At 63.9% G+C, this 1,455-nt stretch carries 2 protein-coding genes; both read left to right on the top strand.

Annotated features, from left to right (window positions below; all coding sequences use genetic code 11):
* On the top strand, nucleotides 1-262 hold a 262-nt coding region (locus EOA49_RS31925), incomplete at its 5' end, for a Holliday junction DNA helicase RuvB C-terminal domain-containing protein (protein WP_281058472.1).
* A 128-nt stretch (nucleotides 263-390) separates the two neighbouring features.
* Complete coding sequence (locus tag EOA49_RS31920; protein ID WP_095799767.1) at nucleotides 391-1,293, top strand: metallophosphoesterase; 903 nt, start codon at nucleotides 391-393, stop codon at nucleotides 1,291-1,293.
* The last annotated feature ends 162 nt before the right edge of the window (nucleotides 1,294-1,455 follow it).

Below are 1,455 nucleotides of genomic sequence, written 5' to 3'. Positions count from 1 at the left end.
CGACGCGGTCGACCGCCGGTATCTCTCGATGATCGCCCGCAACTTCGGCGGCGGACCGGTCGGCATCGAGACGATCGCGGCTGGGCTGTCGGAACCGCGCGACGCCATCGAGGACATCATCGAGCCCTATCTGATCCAGCAGGGGTTCATCCAGCGCACGCCGCGCGGCCGCGTGCTGACCGCCAATGCCTGGCGGCATCTCGGCCTTGAAGCACCGAAAGACCTCGCGCAGCAGCAGATCAGCCTGTTCCAGGAAGAGTAACGGACATTTGTTCGTCGGACGCGCCTTGAAGGGCTTCCTGCGCGAAATCTCCCCAGCTCCGCCAAGCTGAAGGCACAATTGCAGCCTCTAAGGCAGCTTGACGCATTTCCGAGGGTCGGGGCTGACCGATGATCACCAGACGTGGCTTTCTGCGCCTCATCGGCGGATCGTTCCTGTCTATGGTGTCGTTGAGCGCCTATGCGGTCGGCATTGAGCCGATGCTGCTCGCCCATGTGAAACGCTATTCGCTGACGCCGCCGCACTGGCCCGCAGGCCTCAAGCTGCGCGTCGCAGCACTGGCCGACATTCATGCCTGTCATCCCTGGATGACCTCGGAGCGGATCGCCTCGCTCGTCGAAAGGACGAATGCCCTGCAGCCAGACCTGATCGTGCTGCTCGGCGACTATGTCGATGGAATGCGGCTGGTCACGGCCGAAGTGTCTGCACCGGAGTGGGCCGCCGCTTTGTCAGGGCTGAAGGCGCCGCTCGGCGTGCTCTCGATCCTCGGCAATCACGACTGGTGGCACGATCATGCGGCGCAACTGGCCATGGCCGGGCCAACGGCCGCGCGCAAGGCACTGGAGAGCGTCGGCATCCCGGTGCTGGAAAACGACGTGATGCGGCTGGAGAAGGACGGGCAGGGCTTCTGGATCGCTGGACTCGCGGACCAGCTGGCAATCCGGCCGAGCAAAGCCCTGGGCCGCCACGGCTTCAAGGGTCTCGACGACCTCGGCGGGACGCTTGCCAAGGTGCAAGGCGACGAGCCGATCATCCTGCTCGCGCATGAGCCGGACATCTTTCCGAAAGTGCCTTGGCGAGTTTCGCTGACGCTTTCGGGCCACACCCATGGCGGGCAGGTGCGGCTGTTCGGCTATTCGCCGGTCGTGCCATCCGACTTCGGCAACCGCTACGCCTATGGCCATGTCGTCGAGAACGATCGCAACCTGATCGTCTCCGGTGGGCTCGGCTTCAGCATCATGCCGGTCCGTTTCGGCATGCCGCCGGAGATCCTGCAGATCGATCTCGGGTAGCTCCAGTATTTTTCACGCGGACGGAAAACCGCGCAGGCGCCAAGCGCCAGCAGCCCCGCCATCAAGGTCTTGATCATCGCGCCCATCGGTGCCATCCGGTTCTCGCGCCAAAGTTCAGGCCTGAAAAGGAAAGCGCGATGGACGATCATGGTGAATCCGCAG

This window comes from Mesorhizobium sp. M1A.F.Ca.IN.020.04.1.1, assembly GCF_003997315.1.
Lineage (GTDB): Bacteria > Pseudomonadota > Alphaproteobacteria > Rhizobiales > Rhizobiaceae > Mesorhizobium.
This window is presented reverse-complemented; position numbering and strand designations above follow the sequence as displayed.

What these genes read in the sequence shown, in the direction of transcription:
- EOA49_RS31920 (WP_095799767.1), top strand. Translation starts at nt 391, where the DNA reads ATGATCACCAGACGTGGCTTTCTGCGCCTCATCGGCGGATCGTTCCTG.